The organism is Gottfriedia sp. S16(2024), from assembly GCF_050473765.1.
In the GTDB taxonomy this organism is placed as follows: Bacteria; Bacillota; Bacilli; order Bacillales; family Bacillaceae_G; genus Gottfriedia.
This window is the reverse complement of sequence record NZ_JBFLUO010000001.1, coordinates 469,315-491,295: the sequence shown is the minus strand read 5'-3', so window position 1 is coordinate 491,295 and position 21,981 is coordinate 469,315. Positions and strand designations below refer to the sequence as shown.

The 21,981-nt window shown below is 32.5% G+C and carries 18 protein-coding genes; 12 read left to right on the top strand and 6 right to left on the bottom strand.

What is annotated here, in order from left to right; genetic code table 11:
- Window positions 1-459 precede the first annotated feature (459 nt).
- The 8 genes from AB1282_RS02560 (at window position 460) to AB1282_RS02525 (ending at window position 11,978) form a co-directional block, all read left to right on the top strand.
- Window positions 460-1,098: a hypothetical protein gene (locus AB1282_RS02560; RefSeq protein ID WP_429898357.1), complete on the top strand. Its 639-nt coding sequence runs from the start codon at window positions 460-462 to the stop codon at window positions 1,096-1,098.
- A 752-nt stretch (window positions 1,099-1,850) separates the two neighbouring features.
- Window positions 1,851-2,705 (top strand): MurR/RpiR family transcriptional regulator, encoded by an 855-nt coding sequence (locus tag AB1282_RS02555; protein WP_056468231.1) that lies wholly within the window; start codon window positions 1,851-1,853, stop codon window positions 2,703-2,705.
- 406 nt (window positions 2,706-3,111) lie between these two features.
- Window positions 3,112-5,490 carry an immune inhibitor A domain-containing protein gene (locus AB1282_RS02550; RefSeq protein WP_056468234.1) on the top strand — a complete coding sequence of 793 codons (2,379 nt, stop codon included), beginning with the start codon at window positions 3,112-3,114 and terminating at the stop codon, window positions 5,488-5,490.
- Between the two features lie 190 nt (window positions 5,491-5,680).
- Complete coding sequence (locus AB1282_RS02545; RefSeq protein WP_429898356.1) at window positions 5,681-6,745, top strand: DUF871 domain-containing protein; 1,065 nt, start codon at window positions 5,681-5,683, stop codon at window positions 6,743-6,745.
- 587 nt (window positions 6,746-7,332) lie between these two features.
- On the top strand, window positions 7,333-7,941 hold the full coding sequence (locus AB1282_RS02540; protein ID WP_056468240.1) for a methyltransferase domain-containing protein: 609 nt from the start codon (window positions 7,333-7,335) through the stop codon (window positions 7,939-7,941).
- A gap of 91 nt (window positions 7,942-8,032) precedes the next feature.
- The gene (locus AB1282_RS02535; protein ID WP_429898355.1) at window positions 8,033-9,124 is read left to right on the top strand and encodes a threonine aldolase family protein; all 1,092 of its coding nucleotides are present in this window, start codon (window positions 8,033-8,035) and stop codon (window positions 9,122-9,124) included.
- Window positions 9,125-9,182: 58 nt separating this feature from the next.
- Window positions 9,183-9,581, top strand: a complete 399-nt coding sequence (locus AB1282_RS02530) for a VOC family protein (protein ID WP_429898354.1) — start codon at window positions 9,183-9,185, stop codon at window positions 9,579-9,581.
- Between the two features lie 174 nt (window positions 9,582-9,755).
- Window positions 9,756-11,978, top strand: a complete 2,223-nt coding sequence (locus AB1282_RS02525) for a glycoside hydrolase family 65 protein (protein WP_429898353.1) — start codon at window positions 9,756-9,758, stop codon at window positions 11,976-11,978.
- A 573-nt stretch (window positions 11,979-12,551) separates the two neighbouring features.
- On the opposite strand, the gene gloA2 is transcribed toward AB1282_RS02525, so the two are convergent.
- Both gloA2 and AB1282_RS02515 read right to left on the bottom strand, forming a co-directional pair.
- Complete coding sequence (gene gloA2, locus AB1282_RS02520; RefSeq protein WP_056468251.1) at window positions 12,552-12,938, bottom strand: SMU1112c/YaeR family gloxylase I-like metalloprotein; 387 nt, start codon at window positions 12,936-12,938, stop codon at window positions 12,552-12,554.
- 194 nt (window positions 12,939-13,132) lie between these two features.
- Window positions 13,133-13,351 (bottom strand): hypothetical protein, encoded by a 219-nt coding sequence (locus tag AB1282_RS02515; protein ID WP_056468254.1) that lies wholly within the window; start codon window positions 13,349-13,351, stop codon window positions 13,133-13,135.
- 222 nt (window positions 13,352-13,573) lie between these two features.
- Between AB1282_RS02515 and AB1282_RS02510 the strand changes: the two genes are divergently transcribed.
- Window positions 13,574-14,608: a DUF3048 domain-containing protein gene (locus AB1282_RS02510; protein WP_056468257.1), complete on the top strand. Its 1,035-nt coding sequence runs from the start codon at window positions 13,574-13,576 to the stop codon at window positions 14,606-14,608.
- A gap of 179 nt (window positions 14,609-14,787) precedes the next feature.
- Window positions 14,788-15,648, top strand: a complete 861-nt coding sequence (locus AB1282_RS02505) for a pentapeptide repeat-containing protein (RefSeq protein ID WP_429898352.1) — start codon at window positions 14,788-14,790, stop codon at window positions 15,646-15,648.
- 33 nt (window positions 15,649-15,681) lie between these two features.
- Here the strand turns inward: AB1282_RS02505 and AB1282_RS02500 are convergent, their stop codons facing one another.
- Together AB1282_RS02500 and AB1282_RS02495 are read right to left on the bottom strand one after the other, a co-directional pair.
- On the bottom strand, window positions 15,682-16,527 hold the full coding sequence (locus AB1282_RS02500; protein ID WP_056468263.1) for an FtsW/RodA/SpoVE family cell cycle protein: 846 nt from the start codon (window positions 16,525-16,527) through the stop codon (window positions 15,682-15,684).
- 32 nt (window positions 16,528-16,559) lie between these two features.
- Window positions 16,560-17,993, bottom strand: a complete 1,434-nt coding sequence (locus AB1282_RS02495) for a PLP-dependent aminotransferase family protein (RefSeq protein ID WP_429898351.1) — start codon at window positions 17,991-17,993, stop codon at window positions 16,560-16,562.
- A gap of 135 nt (window positions 17,994-18,128) precedes the next feature.
- Here AB1282_RS02495 and AB1282_RS02490 point away from each other — a divergent pair, with 135 nt between their 5' ends.
- Window positions 18,129-19,058 (top strand): DMT family transporter, encoded by a 930-nt coding sequence (locus AB1282_RS02490; protein WP_429898350.1) that lies wholly within the window; start codon window positions 18,129-18,131, stop codon window positions 19,056-19,058.
- A 148-nt stretch (window positions 19,059-19,206) separates the two neighbouring features.
- Here AB1282_RS02490 and AB1282_RS02485 read toward each other — a convergent pair whose 3' ends face one another.
- Together AB1282_RS02485 and AB1282_RS02480 are read right to left on the bottom strand one after the other, a co-directional pair.
- Window positions 19,207-19,569, bottom strand: a complete 363-nt coding sequence (locus tag AB1282_RS02485) for a VOC family protein (RefSeq protein WP_429898349.1) — start codon at window positions 19,567-19,569, stop codon at window positions 19,207-19,209.
- Between the two features lie 223 nt (window positions 19,570-19,792).
- Window positions 19,793-20,692, bottom strand: coding sequence for an AraC family transcriptional regulator (locus tag AB1282_RS02480; protein WP_056468276.1), 900 nt, complete (start codon window positions 20,690-20,692; stop codon window positions 19,793-19,795).
- 247 nt (window positions 20,693-20,939) lie between these two features.
- Here AB1282_RS02480 and AB1282_RS02475 point away from each other — a divergent pair, with 247 nt between their 5' ends.
- Window positions 20,940-21,791, top strand: a complete 852-nt coding sequence (locus AB1282_RS02475; protein WP_056468279.1) for an aldo/keto reductase — start codon at window positions 20,940-20,942, stop codon at window positions 21,789-21,791.
- Window positions 21,792-21,981: the final 190 nt, after the last annotated feature.

Genomic DNA, 21,981 nt, shown 5'->3' with positions numbered 1-21,981 from the left:
ATTGAACGTGAAGAATGGATTAAAGAGGTCGTTATTGAGGAAGATCTTAAGAATTTAGAAAAAAGTAAAATTTATCATTTATCAAAAAAAGGGATTGCTATGTTTCCATTAAAAAATTATTAGGATTCATTTATAGAAAAAGAAATAGTTGGTACGCAGAAAGAAGTTGTGTTAAACGGTTAGGAAATTTTCTCACTGCCCTGTAATTAGCAAAAAAAGTAACGAATCCATTCACGTGAGATTTTTTTCTTGAAAGCTAGAAGGCACTGAAATGGTTCCCAATGCTGATCGGTGGATAGTAACGATCGCTTTAAAATTAAAAGGTGTCCATGTTATCGATTGAGCTATTTCAGTTCCAAAATAGATGAGATTTCAATAGTTCCCTAATTCGTAACAATTATTGGAAAAATTTCTCTGTTTTTATGTTAGTTTTGACATAGAAAGTGAGGAGATTTTTATATGGAAAAAATTTTATATTCTATTTTATCAGTACTGCTGGTTTTTAGTTTCATTTCTCGGGTATCTGCAGAAGAAACAGACACCACTACTCAAAATCAAGGTATTAATGAACAAAAAGAAAATATTAAAAGTACTTTTTTAAACTTAACTGAAGAACAGAAAATAGAAAGATTTTCAAAAATTGATAAAGAATATGATATCGGAAAACCTTTTGATTTAGAAGATCAAGTTTTTATTGAAATGTATGCGGAAAAACAAGGAGTACAAAAAATAACACCTTATGCTTCTTTTCCAGCAAGTAAATCTAAAACTGTAAACGGTGTTACGGTAAAAGTTAGTGGTAATGTATCTCAAGATATTAATAATTTTATAAATCAAAGTTTTGGAGCAAACGTAAAAACACAAACAACAGCAGGAGCAACTAAAGTAAATTCTATTAAAACAGTTGTGTATCATAATGCTTATGGCATTGTAGGTAGTAAAGGCGTTGGCAAGGTGTATGACGGGACTCTTTCAACAAGTGGGAAAAATACTACTTTGAATGCTACAAAAAAATATACGGCTGTTGTAGTTTACGCAAGCACATGGTGTGAAGTAACAGTAAATCATACAGCTGGGACTTTTACTGTAAATCCTTAGGAGGGTTAATTGATGGGAAGTAGTTTTGGAGTACCTGGAACAATTATTACTATTTTATTTATTGTAGTACTATATTTTTTAATTAAAAATATAGGAAAAAAAAGAAAGATTGACTAAAAGGTTATAAATAAAGAAAAACACATGATTTCTCTCAGAGATTGATATTATCCCCTTTAGGTAGACATTCGAAAAAAACTCCATGGTAACATGGAGAAATGAATGTGACTTAGAGGGGATTTTTATATGGCTAAAAAGGGTCAACAGTTTAAAAGTTATACAGAAGAATTTAAATTAAATGCAGTGATGAGTGATGTTTGCCAAAGTTAACGGGTGTTAGCGGAAGAACTAGGAATTCGACATTGCACTCAACTTAAAGTTTGGATGAAGAAGTGGAAATATGGCGAACCATTTGATGTACGAGGTAGTGCTACAAATCCACTTAAAGGTAGACCAACAAAATTTAAATCAGGAGAAGAAGATAGATACTACTTAAAAGCACAGGTAGAGTACCTAAAAAAGCGGTATCCAAATCTGATAAAGGATGATCTTCCCGAACAAATAAATTATAAAATCACTCTGAAAAGTGTAGGGAATATATTTTCCTACACTTTTTATATTTACCAAGATATTAAATGTAGAAAGAACTAAAAAAACAACTTTAATTTGGTTATTAATATGATTTTCTAAACATTTGGTTCATAATAGAGAATATTAGTAATTTGTATGTTTTTTAGCAGAAAGGTGTTTAGTAAATGAAACATTTAACAATCTTATCAAAAATTGAAAATTATATGGATCGATTTACGCAAGCCGAAAAGAAAATCGCTGTTTATATAATGGATCATGCTGAAATTGTCCCTAACTTAACGACTAAAGATATTTCTAACAATACTGGAGCTAGTGAAGCAAGTGTTGTTAGATTTTGTAAAACAATAGGAATCGGTAGTTTTAAAGCCTTTAAAATAGCATTAGTGCGAGATTTGACTGTAGCAGAAATGAATATTAATGATTTTTCTGTAATGGATAAAAAGGACACACCGTATGATTTATTTAATAAAGTAACGTATGTAAATAAAGCCGCTATTGAAGCTACGGTATCAACTTTAGATAAAAGAGAATTAGAAAAAGCAACTGATGAAATTGTAAAAGCTAAGAAGATTATATTTTATGGAGTAGGCGGTTCAGCTGTGTCAGCTATGGACGGAGCCTATAAATTTGGGAAAATTGGCTACCATGCCATTATGTCTCCTGACTTCCATATGGTCATCACTTTAGTAGGGCATATGGAAGAAGGCGATATTTTTGTTGCCGTTTCTAATTCAGGGAAAACAAAGGATGTATTAGAGCTTGCTCGTTTTGCTAAGAAAAAGGGAGCAACGATCATTGCGATTACTAAGCTTGGCAAGTCTCCATTATTTAAAGAAGCCGATATCAAGCTTTGTACACCGGATATGGAACAAGATATAAGAATTGGAAGTATAGCTTCTAAAATGGCACAACAAAATATAATCGATTCTTTATATGTCATATGCTTTAACCGAATCGGTAACAAAGTATCTAGTAGGCTTCAGGAGTATAGTGAAGAAGCGGGTAAATTAAGAAGATAAGCAAAATTTAATGAGGAAGATGAGCAAAAGTAAATTTTTGACTTATCTTCTTTTTTCTTAAGTGAAAAAGGAAGAAAATGTCAAAAAATGAAGCGGGGAGTTTAATAATTAGTTACAATTACATGGTTTACAATTTAAATTTAAATTTTAATGAAATTTTAATAATGCTAAAGTGCTAATTTTAAAAACTAGATTGAAAGAAAAAAATAAGACTAAAGACAGGATTCGCCAAAAAGCAAGTTAAAAAAACTGACGAATTTCGTCACGTTTTTATGTAGTAATGTAAATTTTTTGTAAAAATATTGTGAAAATTGTTAGTATTTGATGAAAAAAACCCTCTGTAATCATAAGAATTTTTAGAATATTATTAAAATGTACTTTGAAAATTATTAAAGGGGGATTTATTTTGAACAAGTTTGTTGTAACTAGTTTTGCATCAGTAATGGTTGCCGGAACTTTATTTTCTGGAATTCCATTAAAAACAGCATCATCTGAAAGCTTAAGTAAAGTACATAGTGCATTAGCTAAGCATTCAAAAAGTACTTTAGATTTATCATTAGTTAATGACGAAAAGTTATTAGAGGCATTAGTTAAACGCGGAGTCATTTCTGCAACTGCTTCTAAAGCTGAGAAACAAGCTGCGTTACAAAATTATTTAGAGGTTAAAGGCCAAGCGGATCTAGTAGCTGATAAAGATCCAATTGCTAGTAAAGTAAAGAAAGCGGAAGCTACTAAACATAGTGAATTTAAAGATTTTAATAATGGCCTATTACACGGAAACGGTAAGAAAAATGGTCAATTAAAAGGTACTCCGGATCCAGTTAAAGAATCAGCTTCTCCTGGTATTCAAAAGAAGGGGAAACTTTTAACGTTAATGGTAGAGTTTTCTGACCTTCCTCATAACAGTATTAAGAAGAATGAAACAGACAACTGGTACCCAGATTTTACTCAACAACACTATGAAGATATGATTTTTGGTAAAAATGGTGTGAAAGGTCCAAACGGAGAAACTTTCCTTTCACAAAAACAATATTATGAACAACAATCTGGTGGAACATATACAGTTGATGGTAAAGCATATGGATGGTTAAAAGTACCAGGAACTGCAGCATTTTATGGTCAAGATTCTAAGACTGGACATGATAATGTATCACCAGGTGGATCAAAACAATTAGTAATTGATGCTTATGCTGCTGCAAAAGCTGCAGGAGTTCCTTTACAAGATTACGATTTAGAAGATCCACATGATTTAGATGGAGACGGTAACTACTGGGAGCCAGATGGTTTAGTTGATCACCTACAAATCATCCACTCAGGTATGGGACAAGAAGCTGGCGGTGGAGCACAAGGAGACAACGCAATTTGGTCTCACCGTTCTGCTAAATTAGTTGATCCAGATGGACTTGGTAAAGGGTTACCTGGATTCTATGACTATACAATGATGCCAGAAGACGGTGCAACTGGTGTATTTGCACACGAATATGGTCATGATTTAGGATTACCAGATGAGTACGATACTATCTACTCAGGTGCTGGGGAAGCTGTTGAATATTGGTCAATCATGTCAGCAGGTTCTTGGGCAGGAACAGTTCCTGGAACAGAGCCAACTGGTTTCTCTCCATGGGCAAAATCATATTTCCAAACAACTTTAGGTGGAAAATGGACTAACCCAACTGTAGTAAATTGGGAAGATGTATCGACAAAAGGTACTCAATTCTTATTAGATCAAGCAAATTCACCACTTGGACAAAACAACCAAGCTATTCAAGTGAATTTACCGAAAAAAGTTTTACCAGTCAATAAACCAGCTGCTGGCACTTATGAATATTGGGGTGGACAAGCAGACGAAATGGATAACAGCATGGTTACTTCTGTAGATTTAACTGGTAAATCTTCAGCAACATTAACTTTTGATGCTTGGTACGATATGGAAGAACAATGGGATTTCGCATTTGTTCAAGTTTCAACTGATAATGGTGCAACTTGGAAATCATTAGGTAACAGCCACACTAGAAGTGATGTTGTAGCTGAAGGATATCCAACAATCTTAAATTCAATGCCTGGTTTCACTGGGAAATCAAATGGGTGGGAAGCACAAAGCTTTGATTTATCAGCATATAAAGGTCAAAAAATTCAACTTCGCTTACGTTCTGCAACTGACTGGGGTACTTCAAACATTGGATTCTTTGCTGATAATATTAAAGTAGTAGCAGACGGTGCAACAATTGTTGATGATGGTGCTGAAAATGCAACTTCTCCATTCACATTAAAAGGATTTTCAAAATTCGATGGAAACAAATATGCAAATCATTACTACTTATTAGAATGGCGTAACCATAAAGGTGCTGACGAAGGTTTAGCTCATATTAAACGTGGAAACTCTCTATTAAGCTATGATGGTGGTTTAGTAGTATGGTATGTTGATGATAGCTTTACAGAAAACTGGACAGGTATCCACCCAGGTGATGGTTTCTTAGGTGTTGTTGATGCTCACGATGATACTAATTTATTATGGAACTATGGCGCTGAAGCAAGTTCTCGTTTCCATGTTGCGGATGCAGCATTCGGATTAAATCCGACATCAGGTTATGACATTTCTTATGCAACAGGAGAAGCATTTAAATCTCCAAGTCAAGAAGGTATCTCTTTATTTAATGATAGCAAAGACTACAATAATGAATTCTTACCAGATGCTGGTCGTAACATCGGACACTACGGATTAAAAGTACGTGTTAATGGTCAATCTACTGATAAATCAGTTGGATCAATTGTAGTTTATAAATAATAATGACGAGAAAGGTAACTTAATGTTGCCTTTCTTTTTTTATTTTAGGTAATTAATAGACCAATAGAACAATATTAATTTTAAATGAAATTAAGTTTCGTTTATTCTTTATGTTTTATTGACTTTTTATTTCGAAAGTTTAAAATGATAACCAAATAGGATTTTTTATAGAGGAAGAAGGAGAGAGACTATGCTAGGTATATCAATCTATTTATCTGAAAAAAATATTGAGAAGAATAAAAAATATATCGAAATGGCAAAAAAAAATGGATTTCATTCAATTTTCACATCATTACACATTCCTGAAGATGACCCTTCAACTTATAAAAAACTTCTTCAAACACTTGGTACAGAGGCAAAGGAAAATGAAATGGAGCTTATGGCAGATATTTCAGCAAAATCACTTACACATTTAGGCTTAGATTATACAAACGTTAGTGAGTTACTAAATTGGGGAGTTACTGGTTTGCGAGTGGACTACGGACTGAAAGAAGTACAAATAGCAGATCTTTCTAAGAAAATGAAGATTGCACTTAATGCTAGTACACTTACACCTGCATTTTTAGATGAACTACTTAAATATGGATTACAAACTGAAAATGTAGAGGCTTGGCATAATTTCTATCCTCGCCCAGAAACTGGATTAGCAACAACTTATTTAATTGAAAAAAATAAATGGTTAAAAAGCTGCGGAATTACAACAATGGCATTTATTCCTGGAAACGATGAAATGAGAGGACCATTATTTAAAGGATTACCAACATTAGAAAAACATCGCGGAGTAGACCCACTACTGGCTTATTTAGATTTAAACCAAAACTGTTACGTAGATAAAGTTTTGGTTGGCGATATTAGTATAAAAATAGAAACGATGGAAGCACTCTCAAAGACGAAGAACTATATGGAATTAAGATATAAACCATATTCACAAGACGAAGAAATCCTTTCCATTGTAGAGCAAGTTCATACGAACCGAGAAGATCCTGCACGCGACGTTATTCGATCAATGGAGTCTAGACTATACGGTAGCTTTGGTGAAAATAGTCTAAAACCTGCAAATACGATTACCCGCTCAGTTGGATCTGTGACAATTGACAACGAATTATATGGCAGATATGAGGGGGAACTACAAATAATGCTTACTAATCTACCAAGCGATGAGAAAGTAAATGTAATAGGGAAGATTATAGAAGACGATCTATCATTATTACAATATATTGGAGCGGGTAAGAAGTTTAAGTTAATGGTTGTTTAAATATATATTAATCAATACCGAAAGCTAAGTGAATTTTATTGATAAAGTCGTGAACTTCATTGATATAGAGTTGGTTTTTGATAAAAAGTTGGGACCTTTCTTTTATATCAATTTTAGGATACTTATTTTTGGGTTTTTCAATCCTTTTACTCTATTTCTCATGATTATTGACCTTGTTTGAAAATTACTAATTTTTGTTACAGATATGACTTTTTTATTTGTTGATTTACCAAAGCTATTTGCAGTTTTAAATATATTAATTACATTTCCTCTGAATGTTTATTATAGGTTTAAAGTATAACTTTTTTAGATGAATATGATTGGAACGAAAGGATACTCGACTCCTATGGGAGATGCAGGAAGGCTAAAGACCCCGCAGGTACGAGGAGGCTCAGCTCATGCCCCATGGAAAGCGAGAATCCTGTAGTGGAAATCAACAAGGCATTACTTATTTAATTGACAAATCATTTTTCAATGGAAAGAATCGTGTTTTAATAAGACGGTTCTTTTTTTAGGTTAGACTGGGTCATTCTTAAACGGTATGATAAAGATACTTACAAAATATTAGTTCGAATGGTCGTGGAAAAATGGACGATAAGTATTATGATAACCTACTTAATATAAAAACAGAGGGTGAGCAAAAAGGATTTAATGAATCCTTTCATTATCACCGGTATGAGCCAACACCCTATATCGCTTTACAACAACTATTTAAACAATACACACTTTCAAGCAATGATCGAATAGTTGATTTTGGATGTGGTAAAGGAAGATTAAATTTCTATATAAATAGCTTATTTAATGCTACCGTTGTTGGAATTGAAATGAATGAAAAATATTATAATGAAGCTGTTGAAAATAAAAAGAATTACATAAAAAATACAAAGACAAGTGAAGACAAAATCCTGTTTTATTGCTGCTTGGCTGAAGATTATCAAATTAATCCATTAGATAATTGTTTCTATTTTTTTAATCCATTTTCAATCCAAATTTTTATGAATATCATTAATAACATTTTAATTTCAGTTGAGCATTCAAAAAGAAATGTGGAAATCATTTTGTATTATAGTTCTGATGATTATATTTATTTTTTGGAAAACCAGACTGCCTTTGAATTAAAACAAGAGATCCTACTGGCGGATGCTTATATGAAAAATCAAAATGAAAGATTTTTAGTCTATCGATTAACTTACTAATTTTAAAAGATTCAAGGATTTATTGATTATTATGGAGAATTTTTTTAAGTGGGATAAAAGTAAATTAAATAGCCGGAAGGAAGAGTTCAATTTGAATAATATTAATCCTTTTATAGAATCATTTAAAAATACAAACCAACAATTAGCAGGTAGTGGATTTAGAAATATTCAAGTACTAAAGGATGCACTAAAAGACTTTAATGGTAGTGAAGAAAGTGATCTTTATGGGGCAGGGAATTTTATTGAAGATTTTCAAGAAAAAATGGCAGAGTTTTTAGGTAAGGAATCTGCAGTGTTTTTTCCTAGCGGAACGATGGCTCAGCAAATCGCATTAAGAATTTGGTGTGATCAAAAAGGAATCAATAAAGTTGCTTATCATCCTTTATCACATTTAGAAATTCATGAAGAAGATGGTTTGAAAAAACTACATAATATACAGCCTATTTTACTAGCGGATAAAAGTCGTGTTATTGAGTTAGAGGATGTTTTAGCAATGAATGAGGAAATCTCTTGTTTATTACTAGAATTACCACAACGAGAAATTGGTGGACAACTACCATCTTATGAAACACTAGAATCAATTTCTTCATACTGCCGTGAAAAGGGAATTAAATTACATTTAGATGGTGCTAGATTAATGGAAATTCTCCCATACTATAAGAAGACAGCTTCTGAATTATGTAGCTTATTTGATAGTGTTTATATGTCATTTTATAAAGGCATTGGGGGAGTGGCGGGTGCGATTCTTTCTGGTGACAGAGATTTTATCGACGAATCAAAAGTTTGGAAAAGAAGACATGGAGGAGATTTAATTAGTCTTTATCCTTACATAATAAGTGCAAATTATTATTTTGATCAAAGAGCAAATAAGATGGGACAATACTATGACGATGCAGTTGAGTTAGCCGAATTCTTTAATGGTTGTCATGCGATCAATACTGTACCGACTATTCCTGTTTCTAATATGTTTCATGTCCATTTTAATGCTCCGATCGAAAAGATTAAAAACATTCTTCAATCTATACATGAAGAAACAAAAATTGGTATTACCGGTAACTTAAGACCAGTTAATGAAGAAGTTAGTTATTGCGAGATTAGTATTGGAGACTTATACTCAACAATCTCTAAAGAGGATCTTCACAATATTTTTAACAAATTAAACGAGGAAATGAAATCACTATAAACCATAATTGTTTAAGCAATGAAAGTTTAATTTAAATAAAAAAAGGGAGTTGACTTAAATGCAAAAAATTACAACGTTTTTAATGTTTGAAGGCCAAGCAGAAGAGGCAATGAATTTTTACATGTCACTATTTAATGATTCTGAGATCGTGAATATTACGCGTTATGGAGCAGATATGAGAGAGTTTGAAGGGAAAGTAATACATGCTACTTTCACATTAAATGGCCAACAATTTATGTGCATTGATAGTACCGTTAAACATAAATTTACGTTTACACCAGCTGTTTCATTATATGTGACTTGTGAAACAAATGAAGAAATTGAAAATGCATACAAAGAATTAAGTCAAGATGGTGAAGTATTAATGCCATTGCAGTCATATCCATTCAGTGAAAAGTTTGTATGGGTGAATGATAAATATGGTGTATCTTGGCAATTAACTCTTGCAAAAAAATAAATAAAGAACTGCAAAGAAAAAATCGTGTTGGTAACAGTGACACGATTTTTTTTATTGTTATTAATCCTGTTTTTAACAAATCACCCATTATTTTTATAATATCAAGTTTAAAATAAGAAGATTTATTGCACACTTTTACTATATGAATTTTTATAAAGGTGAGAATTTAACTATATGAATGAAGTAAATTTGATTACTGAAAAAGAGTTTGACGAACAATTAATTAATAAATATGCAAGTTTAATGGCATTAGGTAATGGTTACTTAGGTTTACGATCTTGTCATGAAGAAGACTATGAAGGACAAACTAGAGGGATGTATATAGCTGGTATCTATAATCAGTTATCCCCAAGTCAAACGACAAAGATTGTGAATCTTCCAGATCTAATTGGAATGGAAATTGAAATAAATGGTGATATTTTTTCGAATGCAACTGGCCAATTTACATTCTATGATCGAAAGTTAAATATGCTGACCGGCGAATTAATAAGAGAGGTAATTTGGAAAAATAAGGATGGAAATCGATTCCACTTTTTGTTTCAGCGTTTTGTTTCAAAGGATGATTTACATTTACTTGCTTCAAAAATTAGTGTCACAGCTTTAGATTGTAATGCCAAGATTAAAATAAAAACAGGTATTAATGCGGAGTGTGTCAGTCAACAAAAGAATGAACTTACAGAAGAATTAGTAAGAATAATGGATAATAGAATTATGCATGGTGTTTATCAAACTACTGAGACTAAACATAAAATTGCGATTGCAACATGCTGTGTAACTCCTGATGAGAGTGAGGTTTCATATTTTGCTTTAAATAATCAGCTTCTTGCCTCAATTACACAAGATCTCGTCGTTGAGCGGACTGTTGAGTTTTCAAAAATTAGCTCAGTTTATACTTCTAATGATATGTTACGGGAAGAACCTTCTGCAGCTAGTGTTAATACTGTACAGAAATTTTTATCAGAGGGTTATGATAATTTGAGAAATAGCACGACAATCAAATGGCAGGATTTTTGGAAGCAAAAAAGAGTTGTCATAACCTCAAAGGATCAAGCAGATCAGTTAGCTCTAGATTTTTCTTTGTACCACATTGAAGCAATGACTCCTGGGCATGATGATCGATTAAGTATAGGCGCAAGGGGATTAACTGGTGAAGGAAATAATGGTTTAATATTTTGGGATACAGAGATGTTTATTGCACCGTTTCACTTATTTACTGAACCAGATATTGCTAAAAGATTAATAAGATATCGCTATCATCATATTAAAGAAGCAAAAGTAACTGCGTTCCAATCAGGGTATGAGGGTACTTTATTTCCTTGGGCAAGTGCTTTTTCCGGAAAAGAAGAAACACAGAAAGCTTCAGCGAATAATACAAAACCCGAGATCGTTCATAGTTCAAATTTAGCGAAATCAAGTGAACATATTGTAGCTGACATTGCATTTGCTGTCGTACAATACTATGAAAATACGCTAGATGAAAGCTTTATGACCAATAATGGACTTGAGCTACTCAAAGAAACTGCACGCTTTTGGGTGAGCAGGACAACTGATACAAATGGCGATTTAATCATTAAAAATGTCATCGGTCCAGACGAATATACAGATCAAGTAGATAATAATGCTTATACGAATTACATGGCTTTTTATAATGTGCAGAATGCGTTAAATTATATGGGAAAATACAATGATCCTGATGCAGAATTAAAGCAAAACTGTACTGATTTTTTAAAAAGATTATATTTACCAACCCAAAATGATGAAAATATCATTCCGCAAGATGATACATTTTTAAGTAAACCCGAGATTGACTTAACGGAATATAGACAATCCATTGCAAGTCGGGAAATACTATTAGATTATTCTCTACAAGAACTATATGAACTACAAGTTATAAAACAAGCTGATGTTGTCATGTTGCTCTATCTTTTCCCGGATTTGTTCTCAACGGAAATCGCTAAAAAGAATATAGAATACTACGAAGAGCGTACTGTTCATGATTCTCCAATAAGTAAATCAATTCACGCAATTGTTGCTGCAAGATGCGACTATCAAGAAGAGTCTTATCAATTATTTCAAGAAGGATGTTTAATCGATTTAGGACCGAATCCAAAATCTTCAGATGAAGGAATTCATGCTGCGCCTATGGGAGCAAATTGGCTAGTTGCAATCTTTGGCTTTGCAAATATCTCCATGGATATAAATCGTTTAAAAATTGATCCAAAATTACCTGCAAATTGGGATAAAATGATGTTTCCATTCCTATGGCAAGGAGCAAGACTTGAAATAACAATTACCCAAAAGTCGATAACAGTCACAAAGGAATATGGCCCACCAGTATCATTAGAAATTAATGGTGAAACATATAATTTAACTGAAAAGATAAAGGTTTCTCTTTAAGAAGATAGAAGATAAGGATAAAAGGAAAAAGCAAAACCCAATCTTTCATTAAGATTGGGTTTTCACGCTGTTGAAGAACAATCTCATTAATAAATACCCATATTTTCGTAAAAGGAGTAGAGTGAGGTTGATTTCCACTACAGGGTGCTCGCTTTCCATGGGGCGAGACCTGAGCCGCCTCGTCACGTCCGTTCCTGTGGGGTCTCAGCCTTCCCGCATTTCCCATAGGAGTCGAGCACCCCTCCGTTCCAATCAACTTTTTCATTTAAAAAGTTTACGATAAAAAGCTATTTAAATATCCTTTACTTAGCGTGAAATAAAAGTTTATTAATCAGTTTGAATGTCAACTAAGATCGAACATCAACTTTTAAACTAATCATTTGAAACATTTATATAAAAATTGCTCTTGATATTTTTAACTTCTGAAAAAACAATTACTATAGTTTGTAGGAACATCAAAAAATGAATTTTAACATTAAAAATGTTCAACTTAATATTGTTTTACCTAAAGAACGTTTTATATTTCGGCATTTTGAAAACCCAATCTTTCATTAAGATTGGGTTTTGGGTTTTCTACTCTTCATACAATTCTAAAGGTAAGCCGTCAGGATCCTGGAAAAATGTGAATCTTTTATTTGTTATCTCATCATTACGAATTGGTTCTACAAATACACCATTTTGTTTTAAGTATTGAACACTTTTTTCTATATTAGCTACAGTAAAGGCTAAATGGCGTAACCCAACTGCTTCTGGATTTGTTTGTCGCTTCGGTGGATTAGGGAATGAAAATAGCTCAATTTGTCCATTTTCTCCTATACTTAAGTCCAATTTATAAGAGTCTCGCTCCTCTCGATAGGTTTCGTTAATTACCTTACAACCTAATAAATTTATGTAAAAATGCTTAGACAATTCATAATTAGAACAAATAATAGCGACATGGTGGATATTCTTAACATCCATATTAAAACACCTTCTTACTTTGATTTACTAAAACTTTACTAGTTTAACATGATTAGTACTGTTTGAAAAAAGAATTCTTTTCATTTTGACAGTATAGTTCATTGTTTTAAGTGGAAAAATGAATTGTGGAATGTAAAAAACTGGGTAATTCAAAAAAAAATAATGGGAATAATCTCCCATTAAGTTTTAGAAATTTATCTTCTTCTTTTTTTATCATCTTTTGCTAAAACCTGAACTTTCTTAATAACTTCTAGTTCTACAATTACATGTACATGTTTATCATTTATTTGATTAACACTTAATACTTTACCTTTTCGACCTTTAATGGAAATAGTATCTCCTTCAGAGGGGACATTTTTGAGTAGTTGGTTTAATAGTTCAACGTTTTTCTCGATATAATGAACTACAATCATAGAGCTTCAACTCCTCTAATCATTCTTATCTTTATACAATATTTAAGATTAAATAAAATAAGAACAAATTTAAGCTGATTATTTAACAATACAAGTTCATATATTAAGGAATAACTTCAATTAGTTGATGGTTGTTTTATTTCCGAAAAATTCTAACAAATTATTTCTATTTTAAAAGTTATTTAATACAATTTAAGAAAAAAACAGATTGTGAGGTAGCCAATGCATAAGAAAATTTTATCAATAATTGTGATAAGTATGCTTCTAGTAGGATGTAAGCATGGCGAAAAGTCTGTAAAAACAGTTAAAAATGATAATAAAAATCCTTCGAATGAACATGTAATTGATAAAGGAGAAATAGATACGATTTATTCTCCTTTAAATGGATTACCTATAAGTCAAGTTAGTGAACAGAGACCTGTTGCAGTTATGGTTAATAATTACTATTTGGCTAGACCTCAAAGTGGTCTAAGTAATGCTGATGTTGTTTATGAAATTTTAGCAGAAGGAGATATTACAAGATTTCTAGCCATTTTTCAAAGCAACATACCAGAAAAAATTGGACCTGTAAGAAGTGCGAGAGATTATTACATCAATTTGGCAAATGGTTATCATGCATTATTTATATGCCACGGAAATAGTCCTAAAGCGAAACAAATGATGGATTCAGGGATGATTGATGCATTAAACGGACTGATCTACGATGGTACGTTATTTAAAAGAGACAAAACGAGAAAAGCACCTCACAATTCCTATATTTTGAAAGAAGGTATTGAAAAAGGGGTTGCTCAAAGACATTACTCTTATTCAGAAAAAGTTACTCCATTAGATTTTACGCAGAAAGAATTGATATTTGATAACTCTTGGCAAAATGCTGCTGAAGTTTTTATAAGATACTCTCATGATGCAAGAAATAATGTGACTTACAAGTATTCCAATTCAACTAAACAATTTCAACGAGTTCAAAATGGAATTATTGCAAAAGATGCTTTGAATGGGAAGGACCTTCAAATTAAAAATATTTTAGTCGTAGAAGCGACTCATAAAATTATTGATAGCTATGGTCGCCGTTCAATTGATATTGAACATGGTGGAAAAGGATATTATATAGTTGATGGAAAGTATATGAATATACAATGGAAGAATGTAGATGGTCGAATCATACCGTTTACACTAGATGGAACTGAAATAAAGCTTTCACCAGGTCAAACTTGGATTAATTTTGTTCCATTTTTAAAAGATGTAACAATTAAATAAAGTACATGAAAGCAGATAATTTTATATAATTATCTGTTTTTTATTGATAAAGAAAGACTACTAATTAATATTGAAAGATGCACTTCATAAGCTGTAAGTCTATGTTTGACCAAAAAAAATTACGATGTTACGATAAAAAATATTAATCGTTTCTATATGGTGGGAAGGGGGCTCAAAGTATGGCTAGCAAAATTGAAAATATAGATTTAGTAAACGAGCGTTATAAAAGTCTAAATGCGGATTGTGAGAGTTGCTTTGGTTTATGCTGTGTCGCATTACCTTTTGCTGCTTCGGTTGATTTTGCTAATGATAAAATTGCAGGCAAACCTTGTCATAATTTACAATCAGACTTTCGTTGCGGGGTTCACAAGAATTTAAGAGAGATCGGTTTCAAAGGCTGTACTGTTTTTGATTGCTTTGGAGCGGGACAAAAAGTATCTCAAGCAACCTTTAATGGAAAAGACTGGCGACAAAATCCTGAATTGGCTAATGAGATGTATGAAGTATTTCCAATTATGAAGCAACTGCATGAAATGCTTTGGTATTTAAATGAAAGTTTGATGATTAGTGCTGCAAGTGAGATTCATAAAGAAATAAAAATAATTTTAGAAGAAACTGAAAAGCTAACACTTATGGAGCCTAAATTAATATTAAACTTAGATATTATAGCTCACCGAGCAGAAGTTAACTCTTTACTTATACGTACTAGTGAGCTAGCAAGGGCCGTGGCTTTAAAGAAATTTAAAAACAATAAGAAGCCTCAAAAAGCAACCGGTAGGGCTTTAGACTTTATAGGTGCTAAATTAAAAGGGGTAAATTTTATCGGAGCTAACTTAAGAGGGGCCTATTTAATTGCTGCTGATTTAAAGGGAGCCGATTTAAGAGGTTCTGATCTAATCGGTGCAGACTTACGTGATACTAATTTGAGTGGAGCGGACCTTACTGGAAGTATTTTTCTTACTCAAGCTCAAATTAACTCAGCAAAGGGAGATTATCACACTAGAATACCAGCAACACTTAAAAGACCATCTCATTGGTGAGGAAAATAAAAAAATGAACCATTTTAAAATGGTTCATTTTTTATTATAAACATACCAAGAAATAGCAATTAAGTAACCGATAAAAGGAGATGTTCCATAACCCATAATCGGTACCGGGAAGTTTCCGAAAAAGCTTGAAAGGATAATAATTGAAAAATAGATCCCTAGACTAAACGATAATGGTTTAGAACGGGTTGGCGGAAATAAGAAAAATGGCATTAGTAAAATTAAAAGTGCGATTACCGATAAGACTAGCCATCCGATTCCCATTTCCTTTACTAAACTTAAAATGTCCTCAACATAAGAAATTGGGGCAAGTTGATCTAAGTGAGACCAACTTAAGATAATGAAAAATATAAAAACAATTAATAGGAGTATTTGAACACTTTTATTCTTTTTTATATTTAGTAATAAACATAAGATAGAAATCGTAAAAGCTGTTAGTTGAGATGCATCTGGTTGAAAAAGTAATATTATTGTAAAGCATAATGCAAAACTAACGGTAACCCAAAATGGTTTTGATTTCATTAAACTGGCTAGTTGTATTATTAATAATGGAACTAAAACTAAAGCGATATTAAATCTTAATGGACCAATTGCTATCCAGCGATGAACACCATGTAATCCTTTGTCCAAAAAGGTAAGTAAAAATAGTATGAGTATGCATGCAATGACAATGATATTTGTCTTTTTCTTAGTAGATTTCTGCTGTCTAAACAGTACGAAAAAGGAGATTATGCCCCCTACAATCGCAATAAAAATATTTTGACCGTAAATGGACGGGGACACTTGGTTATTAATCATAGCAAGTACTCCGACGATCATTGCTGGCATGGTTATGACGAGCGGTAATAAGTTTACTTTTTTAAAATTAAGCATCTTGTTCTAAATAGCCTACCTTTACAATAGTTTTATATTTGTTTAATTATATTGCGTAGTTTCTCTAACCCCGCGGCTAAATCATTTTCGCTAACTAGTGAGTAACTAATCCGAAATGATGAAATATCTGTATTGTTGTTAAAACAAGCTACACCAGGTAAGAATGAGATATTTTCATGATTAGCTTTTCTTAATAAATTAAAAATATCTAGATTGGAATCATAAAATGTAAGCCACAAATTAAAACCACCATCAGGTATCCTAAAAATTAATCGATCATTAAGAGATGAAAGTATTTCAACACTTGTATCACGCCGAATTTGTAGAGCGATTCGTAGTTTTTCAACGTGACTTCGCATTCGATCGGTTCGTAGAAATGGTAAAATCGCTTTTTGCGTCAGTAAAGGGCTACCGACATCCATTGAAGCTTTAACTGCAAGTAGCCATTCTAGAACCGGTCCATTTGCCAGCATTGCAGCAATTCTCACTCCAGGTGCTAAAGTTTTACTAAATCCTTTAATGTAGATGACATGATCTGATAGATCATAATGCTTAATTGGGTAATATTGAAATGCTTTTTCGAAATAAATATCACTAAATGAATCGTCTTCAAGAATAAAAAAATGATACTGCTGTGCTAGTTCAATTAATTCTTTTCTACGACCATTACTCATTGAGATGCCAGTTGGGTTTTGGAAGGTCGGGTTAACATAAATTAATTTTGGTGTAAATTTATTGCACATATCTTCAATTAAGTCTGATCGAATTCCCTCTTCATCCATCTCGACAGGTATTAGATGAATCCCCTTATTTATAAAAATATCAAGTGCACCACCATAGCATGGACTCTCGACTATAATTGAATCCCCAGGCTTTAATAGTGCTTGTGCTACTAAGTCAATTCCTTGCTGAACACCGCTTGTAATAATTAGATTTTCAGCTTTAGATCGTATTTTTTGGAATTCATATAAATGTTTTACAATTTCCGATCTTAATTCAATATCTCCTTGAATAGGTCCGTAGGTTGTTAATATAGATGCGTCATCTCTTAATAGTTTTTGCATTTCATCCGCTAAAAATTTATTTGGAAGCAGACGTGGATAGACAACTGCCTTTGAAAAATCATATTTTAACTGTTCTCTATTTATTAAATACTGAGATCTTACAATATTGATTCCTAAAGTCTGTTGCCAGTTATTACTTGGATCGACTTGTGATGTATTTTTTACTTTCTTACTAATAAATACTCCTTTACCTGGTTCCACCGTGACATAGCCATTTGTCTCTAACCATTTATAAGCCTTTCTAACAGTTAAAAGGCTTATTGAAAGTTCCTCTGCCATTATCCGTAAAGACGGTAATTTTTCGTTAGGCAAAAGTAGACCACTTTGAATGCTACCTGCAATTTGAGAGCTTAATTGGAGATAAATCGGTACTGTTGATTTTTTATGGATTTGAATTTTCATAAATCACCACTTTTTTAGTTATAAATTAAATAAAAAAAGATCAATCGTCAATGGAAAAAGAGCTAACTGTTATATGCTCTATTATACTGTTATACTCCGACTTTAATATAATACTTTTATCAAAGGGGTGATGAAATGATCATTATTAATTATATTTTTATTTGTATTATTTTCGGTACAACATTTCTAGCAATAAAATTTGGAATCGAGTCGGGAGTTTCGCCTTTATTTTCTGCTGGCATTCGTTTTACATTAGCTGGACTGATTGTCATTTTATATTTCCTTCTTAAAGGGGTAAATGTGAAGAAATTTATTTTTTCAAAACGAATTATGTATATTGGATTCTGCTTAACTTTTATGACATTTTCAACATTATATTGGGCTGAGCAATATATAACATCAGGGTTAGCCGCGGTTTTGTCTGCAACAGGTCCAATGATGATATTACTTTTGCAATTAAGGAGAAATAATAAGAGAATTGAGCGTAAACAACTAATAGCTTTATTAATGGCTTTTGCAGGTGTAATTTTTGTCTGTTTGCCTGGAATAAGTCAGCATGTCTCTTACTTATGGGTTGCTGCTTGTATCGCAGTATTATTAGGAGAAGCTTTTTACGGATTTGGATCGATTTCCTCAAAAGAAATATTAACAGAATACAGCACTGTATCGCCATTTTTAATCAATGCTTTTCAAATGTTATATGGTGGAATATTTCTATTATTATTTTCGTTTTTATTGGAAAAACCAAAAATTGCAAGTTTAAGTTCTTGGGACGCCTGCTGGCCAATATTGTATCTAATATTTATAGGTTCAATAGGGGGACACGGATTATATAGTTGGTTATTATCTAAAACGAACCCGGTCTTCCCCTCAACATGGCTTTATGTATCACCTTTAATTGCAACTGTTTTAGGTTATTTTGTAATAGATGAACCAATCAAACCAATTATGGCGATTGGTGGCATACTAATATTATCTGGAGTATTCATTGCAAATTGGTCAACGTTTTCTATGTATAGAAAGCAAGGGAGGCTTTTAAAGAAAGAAGTGAATATTTCTAAGTAATATTGTTAATCTTGAATTTGCGTTCCGTTGAAATATTGTAAAACGAGTTGAGTTTACAGAATTCGAACGTATAACTAAAAAAGAAAATCCACATGGGAAATGAATTATCATGTGGATTTTCTTCATTTTATGGAACTGTTTTAATTAATTATGATTTTTGAACAAATGCCCATATGTAACCGTCTGGAACTCTTAAGCAAAATTCCTTGTAGCCCCATGGTTGAACAATAGGTTCTGTGATGACTTTTTCTCCATTTGAGAAATCTAATGGCGTCAATTCTTTTTCCATTACACTTTCAAATAGTGGATCGACTTCATTTACAACTAATTGAAAGACTGCATCAGTATTGGATTGCGTATCTGCAGGATGGAGCATTAGCTCGCCATTCCCTGCTTTAAACCAATACATACCATCGTGACCTCTTAAATATTCAAATCCAACTTTTTCATACCAGCTCTTAGAAGAGTTTGTGTCTTTACAAAAAATAACAATATCTAAAACTCCATTCATTTAATCAGCTCCTTTATATTTACTGTATTAACTATTCTTTGCAGAGCATATACTTACCTTTTTTATTATTTGGCTCTGTTAAAGTAGATTGTTAATATTCTTATTAAATAAATGGCAGTATAGTTTAAGTGAAACAGTACAAAGTTAAGTTTATGTCCTAATAAAACTTTTAGTAAAATACAAAAAAAGAAGTGCATTATTCATTATTGGAGTAATGCACTTTCTATAAAAATGTTGTTTTAAACCGGTTAATATCTTCCTTAGGTGGTAAACCAAACAATCGAGAATACTCACGACTAAATTGAGATGGGCTCTCGTAGCCTACACGAAAGGCTGCTTCTATGGCATCTGTTGACTCAGATAATAATATGCGACGAGCTTCCTGTAATCTCAGTTGTTTTTGGAATTGAATAGGGCTCATTGCAGTTAATTCCTTAAAGTGTCTATGAAGAGAAGAAACGCTCATATTTGCAATTTCTGCAAGGTCTTCAATTCGAAAAGACTGGTTAAAGTGATTCATTATATGATCGACAACCCCACTGATTTGATTAGTGGAACTTCCTTCAATAGCCAGTTGCGCAAGAGTTATTCCTTGCTGTCCTTGCAAAAGTCTATAGATGATTTCCTTCGTAATAAGAGGCGCGAGTATAGGTATATCTTTTGGAGTTTTAAGCAAGTGAGTTAATCTAGTTACCGCGTCTAATAAAGATAACTCTATTCGGCTAACATACATACCTCTTTTAGTATTATCTTTATGAAGAGGAAATTCCGAATCCTTTAATACTTCCAATATTTGATTGGGGGTAAATTCAAGTTTAAGTGCCAAATATGGGTTTTCTATAGAAGCTTCAGTTACTATTCCGGTAATTGGTAAATTAACAGAGGCAATTAAGTAATCGGTTGGGCTGTATACATAATGCTCTTGTGCCAACACAACCTCCTTCTTACCTTGAACGATAATGCATAAGGAAGGCTTGTAAACTCCATAATTTGGCCCTGTAACATTAGAATAACGAGAGAAAAATAAAGAAGGAATAGCAGTCGTATAAGAACCATCTAGGCCCGTATGATTCTCTATAAGTTGAATTAGTTCAGCCTGGAATTTATATATTTGATCAGACATAAAACCCTCCTAGATTCTAAATCGCTTCTAGTCTATTTTAATATACATTTTTCAAGAATATAAGTGACTTGAGAGAATTAGGCAATGATTTGATAAGAATTGGATAACGGTAGCTTTTTCATTTATTGCATAATAAGGGTACGAAAATATTGTAACCATTACAGAAATACTAATCTTTAAAACTTAAACATATTATCTTCTTGGAAAAAATGTATTAAAGAAAAGGTGTAGAACTGGAGGGATTTATATGCAAAAAGTCATTTTAAACAATGGTGTAGAGATGCCTATTTTAGGTTTTGGTGTATATCAAATTCAAGATGAAAATGAATGTGAACAGGCTGTTTATGATGCACTTATGGCAGGTTATCGATTGATCGATACTGCTGCCTCTTACTTAAATGAAAAAGCAGTCGGCCGAGCATTAAAACGAAGTGGAGTGCCAAGGGAGGAAATGTTTATTACCACGAAACTTTGGGTTCAAGATACAGGATACGAACAAACAAAGATAGCATTTGAAAAGTCCCTAGAAAGATTACAACTAGATTATTTGGATTTATATTTAATACATCAGCCATTTGGCGATGTATATGGTTCTTGGCGTGCAATGGAGGAATTGTACCAGGATGGTAAAATTAAGGCTATTGGAGTTAGTAACTTTTATCCAGACCGACTAACTGACTTTATTATTCATAACAAAGTGGTTCCTGCTGTAAACCAAGTTGAAACGCATCCTTTCTGTCAGCAAATTGAAAGTCATGACCTTATGAAAGAAAATAATGTACAGATAGAGTCATGGGGACCATTCGCTGAAGGCAAAAATAACATGTTCCAAAATGAAGTTTTAGCATCTATTGCTGAAAAACACAATAAATCAGTAGCACAGGTTATCTTGCGCTGGTTGACACAAAGAGAGGTTGTTACGATACCTAAATCAGTACGTAAGGAAAGAATCATCGAAAACTTTAATATCTTTGACTTCAAATTAAGCCAAGAAGAACTAGTGAGGATTGGTGCATTAGATACGAAGGAAAGCTTGTTCTTTTCCCATAGGGATCCTGAAATGGTGAAATGGATTGGTAACCGAAAACTTGATATTTAACACACTAACACTCACTTCCGAAATGAGTGATAATAATTAGCCGATTTCCCTAGAGAAACATCGGCTTTTTTATTAATACTTTAAGGAACGTCTTAAAGTTAAAAGTAGATTCATATTATATTAACTAATTAATGGGGCTCTCCATAAGTCGCTATGTGACTAATGGAGAGCCATTTTTTTTGATATTTCT